This window comes from Streptomyces sp. NPDC033221, assembly GCF_055577005.1.
Genome location: NZ_JBVIQN010000086.1, coordinates 1 through 5,461 on the forward strand (window position 1 = coordinate 1; position 5,461 = coordinate 5,461).

6 protein-coding genes are annotated in these 5,461 nt (G+C 67.0%); 3 read left to right on the plus strand and 3 right to left on the minus strand.

Features of this window, described 5'->3' with window-relative positions; genetic code table 11:
• From ACZ53K_RS42515 to ACZ53K_RS42525, 3 genes are all read right to left on the minus strand, one after another.
• On the minus strand, nucleotides 1-494 hold a 494-nt coding region (locus tag ACZ53K_RS42515; RefSeq protein WP_468848478.1), incomplete at its 3' end, for a flavodoxin family protein.
• A gap of 685 nt (nucleotides 495-1,179) precedes the next feature.
• On the minus strand, nucleotides 1,180-1,590 hold the full coding sequence (locus ACZ53K_RS42520; protein WP_468848481.1) for a hypothetical protein: 411 nt from the start codon (nucleotides 1,588-1,590) through the stop codon (nucleotides 1,180-1,182).
• A gap of 282 nt (nucleotides 1,591-1,872) precedes the next feature.
• Nucleotides 1,873-2,823, minus strand: coding sequence for a pyridoxal-phosphate dependent enzyme (locus ACZ53K_RS42525; RefSeq protein WP_468848484.1), 951 nt, complete (start codon nucleotides 2,821-2,823; stop codon nucleotides 1,873-1,875).
• A 1,572-nt stretch (nucleotides 2,824-4,395) separates the two neighbouring features.
• On the opposite strand from ACZ53K_RS42525, the gene ACZ53K_RS42530 reads away from it, so the two are divergent.
• The 3 genes from ACZ53K_RS42530 to ACZ53K_RS42540 are packed head-to-tail and all read left to right on the plus strand — an operon-like array spanning nucleotide 4,396 to nucleotide 5,373.
• Nucleotides 4,396-4,737 (plus strand): hypothetical protein, encoded by a 342-nt coding sequence (locus ACZ53K_RS42530; RefSeq protein WP_468848486.1) that lies wholly within the window; start codon nucleotides 4,396-4,398, stop codon nucleotides 4,735-4,737.
• Complete coding sequence (locus tag ACZ53K_RS42535) at nucleotides 4,734-5,126, plus strand: hypothetical protein (RefSeq protein WP_468848489.1); 393 nt, start codon at nucleotides 4,734-4,736, stop codon at nucleotides 5,124-5,126. Before ACZ53K_RS42530 ends, ACZ53K_RS42535 begins: the two co-directional genes overlap by 4 nt.
• A 43-nt stretch (nucleotides 5,127-5,169) precedes the next feature.
• The gene (locus ACZ53K_RS42540) at nucleotides 5,170-5,373 is read left to right on the plus strand and encodes a DUF6545 domain-containing protein (RefSeq protein ID WP_468848492.1); all 204 of its coding nucleotides are present in this window, start codon (nucleotides 5,170-5,172) and stop codon (nucleotides 5,371-5,373) included.
• Nucleotides 5,374-5,461: the final 88 nt, after the last annotated feature.

The window sequence follows — 5,461 nt, forward strand, 5'->3', positions numbered from 1 at the left end:
CCGGCGCCCAGGTAGAAGCCGAGGCGGTTGAGGTCGTTTTCGGAGGCGGTGGTGGAGTGCCAGCCGGGCAGCAGGCCGAGGTTGATCCAGTGCATACCGTGCTGGGCGGCCAGCACGGAGAAGAACTGCAGGGTGTGCAGCTTGTCGCCGCTCTTGGACCCGGAGTTGGTGAAGCCCGCCGCGAGCTTGTCCTGCCAGGCACGGGTCGCGTAACGCTTCGAGGTGGCCTCAGCGAAGACATGGAAGGCGCCGGACGCGGTGCCCATATAGGTCGGCGAGCCGAAGACGATCGCGTCGGCGGCGTCGAGCAGCCCCCACTGCTCCTCGGTGATCTCGTCAACCTTGACCAGGTGGACGGTCGCCCCGGCGTCGGCGGCACCCTCGCGCACCGCCTCGGCGAGCACCGCGGTGTGACCGAAGCCCGAGTGATAGGCGATGGTGACGACGGGCGGAACGGCAGCGGCGAAAGAAGCGGCCGGGGCGGGCGTGATCATAATGGCAGGGCTCCTCAGGATCGCGCCGCGTTACGCGGCGCGAGGCGGTCAACTAACCAAAGGAAAACACAGGAATGCGCCAACTTTCAGCTAGCGCCCGCATCAGCGAACGACCAGGTGAGGGCCTGCCCTGGCGCCTGTAACGGCTTCGTGAAGTGATCGAGAAGTGGCTGATACACGATCGCGGGGCGGCCGCAACACGGGGCTGGCTCACTTGTCGGCACGGGCGCTCTCAGTACGCCTTATTAGCTGCCCTCACTGCCTTGCTCCGCTGCGCCTCACCTGTGGCTCGGACCCTAGCGACGGTCCCCAACGAGCATTTAGAAGTGAGGGCGGCGCGGTGACGGTTCAGGGGTCCGGCTCTAGGCTTGTGACAAGCTGCGCGACATGTGGTTCATCTGGCGCGAAATACCGGACGGGAGAGGGCGTCGCCTCCCGTGTCCGGAGCGCCGTCACCGATGCCACGTCGTGGTCGGTCCGTCGGCCACGGCGGACGGGCCACTGACCGCTTCACCGCCTGGCAGTACGGTCCACTGGCTCTATCGAGTTGCTGCACGATGTCCACGCCGGCTGCTCGACCTCTGCCTGGAAGACCGGCACGGTGGCCAGGGCCGGGTGTGCGGCGCTGTGCAAACTGCCCGTGGGCGGCCGGTGCGGCCGCCCACGGAATGTATGTGACGCGCCGTCAGCGTACGCGCACGGTCGCGATCTCCGAAGTCGTTATCGGAGCGGGGTGCTTGGCGTGCGGGTTTTTCGCCCCGTACAGGATGCCCCGGAATTGCACGGTTCCGTGTCGCAGCGCCTTCACGTTGGCGTCGGCCTTGGCTCCGGCCTCCGAGGCGGCGTGGTTGATCACCTTGCCGCACTGCACGGTGTGCCAGGGACCACTCGGGGTCAGGCGCTGCTGGATGCAGGCCTTCTGGTACGGATTCTCCTCGACTTCAACGCCATCGCCATAGAGCCCTGCTGCGTTGACGTGAACGGTTTGCCCGACGTGTACCGAGTGCGGCGCCACGGTGACCCAGATGCCGCCTTTTGCGAAGGCCGGACCTGCAGCGGCCAGCCCGATCGACGCGATACTCGCCACCGTCACCATACGCGCAGCGCGCCTCATTTTCTGTCGCACAACATCTCCTGTCCATCAGTTGCGGCCTCTATTCGGCCGCAGTCAACGGTTAAGACGCAGAATCTCTCACGCCGGTGCTCCCGATCTTCAAAATAAATGGCAAAAGATTCCGCGTTGGCTCGCGCCTTCGGTACGCCGTTGGATATTCGGGAGCTCACGTGACCCGAAACCGGGTATCCAGGAGCTTGGACTACCTCTGGACGGCGGGAATCGTGAAGCCCACTGGAATTCTTCCGGATCCCTGTGGCCGTGTCAGGACGACGCCGGCCTGGCGGACCCCGGCACCTTCCAGTGGGAGCTGTGGGAGGCGCCGAAAAGGCCAGGAAGCCCGCCGGTATGCAAGAAGACTGTTGTCATTTCCGAAGTGATGCGTCCCTCGTGCACGGCTGCGATGAGTCCGGCCATGGCTTTACCTGTGTAGGTGGGATCAAGGACGAGTCCAGTGTGCCGAGCGGTGTACCTGATGGCCTCCAGACATGCATCAGTGGGAATGCCGTAGCCCTCGCCGAGTTGGCTGTCGTCAAGCTGTACGTAGCCCCGTGGGGCGGGCATGCCGGCCGTTTGTGCGGTCGCGGCGGCCAGGTCATGAACGTGGCCCGCCAGGTCCGGGAAGGGAGTGACGCGGATTCCCAGTACGTGGTCGTGAGAGCCCAGACCGGCGGCGAGGCCGGCGTGAGTGCCGCCGGAGCCGGTGGCGGTGACGACGAGTTGGACGTCGGGGAGCTGTTTCCGCATTTCGCGGGCGGCATGCAGGTAACCCTGGCAGCCCAGCGGGGAACTGCCGCCGAAGGGTATGGGGTAGGCGGGCTTGCCTTCCGCGGTGAGTCGCGCGGCGGCGGCGCGAACTGCCTGTTCGGCAGCGTCCAGGGACAAGGGGTGGCCGGTCCACTCGACCGTGGCCCCCAACAGGTCGTCCAGGATGAGGTTGCCGCTGGGGCGGGTGGGCGGTTCGCCGGCGAGTACCAAGTGGCAGTCGAGGCCCAGGCGAGCCGCCGCCGCTGCAACGGAGCGTGCCAGATTGCTCTGCGGGCCCCCCGTGGCCACGAGCGTCCGCCAGCCCTGAGAGGCGACACGAGCGCACAGGTACTCAAGCTTGCGTGCCTTGTTGCCGCCGCCGGACAGGCCCGTGAGGTCATCTCGCTTGACCCACAAAGAACCACGGCGCAGGCCGAGCCGCTCGCCGAGTCCGTCCAGTGGTTCCACAGGAGTGGCGAACGGCACGAAGCTGGTGCGCGCTACGGGCATGGGGCCTCCAGGAGGTGGAGTGTCGACGAGGGGGCTCGGCATGTCTTTTGTGTCTTTCGAGGCAGCGGTCGTCTTTTTCGGATGAGGTGCAGTTCGTCGGACGAGGTCCGGGCCGGGGGCGGCGAGAGCCGCGTCTGCGGGGCGCAGGCGCGGTCCCTGCGCGGCGAGTGCCGGAGTGGCGGTCGTGGGCCGGCCGTCCAGCGAGAGCGTCTCACCGCTTTCGGCCTTGACCTTCTGCCGTAGTCCGCCGGCGCAGCCTTCGTGAGGGTAGGACGGTACGCAGAACCGGTGCGGTCGGGGCGCCGGGCGGCCGAGGTGGGCGTGTGCACAGGTATTCCCTTTTTCGGGTGAGTGTGGCATCCGAGGCGGCTCGGACCGCGGCGAGGGATTGCCTGACATCTGGTTGTTGAACCTGGGGGCCGGGCTGTTGGCCTTGGCCGGCTGGCCGTGCACCCGGGCGGGGATGGGGATGGAAATCAGGCGCTCTTCTTCCACACGGGGATACCTTTGGAGTCGGCCCAGCGGACGAGAAGACAGCCGATGGCATACGCGCCGTTGCGGTGACCTCGCAGGCCCCCCTTCTTGTTACTCGGGAACTCGGATTCGAACGGTGACGGTATTTCTCTTGCTTTCACCAGCTGTCGAGTCGGTGAATGCGCCGGGCTCCTGCGAAGGAGTTCCAAGCCTCCGCAGGGAAATTCCCGGAGGCTTCCGTGAAAGGACGGGCCGGGCCACCGTGAGGCGCCGTCCGAACGGTCGCAGCTCAGCCTCGGCGGCCTGGCGCGTACACTTCGGGGACTCGCTCAGCAGACCCCGGAAGACTTTGTCTGCGTTGTACAGTATTTCGGCAAACGTCAGCATGGACGAGTGCTCCTTCACGACGATGCGGGACAGCGGCGTCGACAGGCCGGCCACTGGTGCCGGGCCTGGGGCCGACGGCGCAGCTGCCGTCCAGCTGCTGGGGCTGCCGGGGCTTGCGGCGGATGCCGGTGCCATACGGGCCGGTGACGGTCGTGCGGAGGCGAAACAGGGGCTGACGCCAGGTCGCTTCTAACGTCCTCCGCATACGCACATGCCGGTTGACTTGCTTGAAGGTGGTCGCTTCCGCAAAAACCGATTCCGCCCTTGTGAGGCGCGGGAGCAGGGCCGGGAGGCTGCCCGGGTGTGAGCACAACAAGCCCTGCCTCAGCCGGACATGGGTGCTCCGGACAACGGTAAGAGAGCGTAGCGAACACTTGTAAGAGCCGCTATTAGATTCCGCCTCGGTGCCTCCCCCGCCCGACAAGGCGCCGCACCGCCGACTTCCCGAATGGTGCGGCACGGATTGCAGCGCGCTGCCCGCCAGCCATTCCGTCCAGGACAGGTTCCAGCCGTTGAGGCAGTTGTCGGGTTTCATGGCCTGCTCGGGCGAGTTCTCGAAGAGCCAGAGATGGACGGGCGACGATGACCACGAGGTCTACCGCCGCCCCCGTTTCCCCCCGACACGGTCAGCGGCCTGTGGGTCGCCACGGACGACGCACACTTCATCCTGTGCGAACAGAACACCAGTCCCTGGCACCCGCTGCTCATCATCTGCCCGAGTTCTGGCACATCGAGGCCGATCGCACCCCCGCTCAGGCTTCCGGCGACGCCGCGATGCAGCAGGTCTTTCCTTCGCTCCGGCCCGACGTGGTCGCGCGGATCGTCGCCCGCCGCAGTCACTGCGGTGCCGCCGCGGAGCAGGAGGCGGACTTCTTCGCCTGCGTGCTGATGACCAAGGTCAGCCGCTGGCTGCCACCTCAGACATGGACCGTGCCCGACTCCGCCGCCGCCGTCGTCCAGCGCCTGGAGTCCGCACTGGGACGCCAGCAACATGACGGAGCCCGACGATGACGGGCCAGAGCATCGCCGCCTGGATCATCGCGGCACTCGTGTGGGCGGCAGCGTTCTACCAGGTGCGCGCCCTGTTCCGGCACCCGGGCGACCCCGCGCGGTGGACGGTCCGCGCCGCCCTCTTCCTCGCCGGCGCAGCCGTCTCCTGCAGCGCCCCCGCAACGATCACCTACCTCAACCACCTCTCCGGCGTCCCCCACCTCGGCATGCTGATGCTGTACGTACTGCTGGTCGCCGTCGGTGCCTCGGCTCGGCTCATGCTGGCTTACTGGCATTCGCCCACCGAACATGCAGGCCGGTCCGCCTGGCGCTGGGCCGCCGTCTACGCGCTCTTGATCCCCGTGATATGCGTGCTGTTCGCGCTCGGGGCACGCCCGTGGAACGGCTGACGGACTTCGACACCTACTACGCCACCGTCCCTCCCATCGCCGCCTGCGGGACCGGTGGCACCGCTACCGCGCCTACCGACAGCTGCACTCCCTGTGGGACGCGCTCCGCCGCGCCACGCCGCAGATTGTTCTGCCGACTCGCCCGCCGTGGTGGGACATCGACCTGCGCCTGACCCGGCGGTTTGCGGAAATCAATGACGGCAGTCTCGCCCTGCGCTCCTACAGCGGCGCCCGCACCACCTACTGACCTTCAAAGCGTGGTGTCTCAGGGGCTGACAGTTGATGGTCGCGGCGGTATGCCGTCTGCATGAGGTATGCGCAGGGTGGTGGGCTGA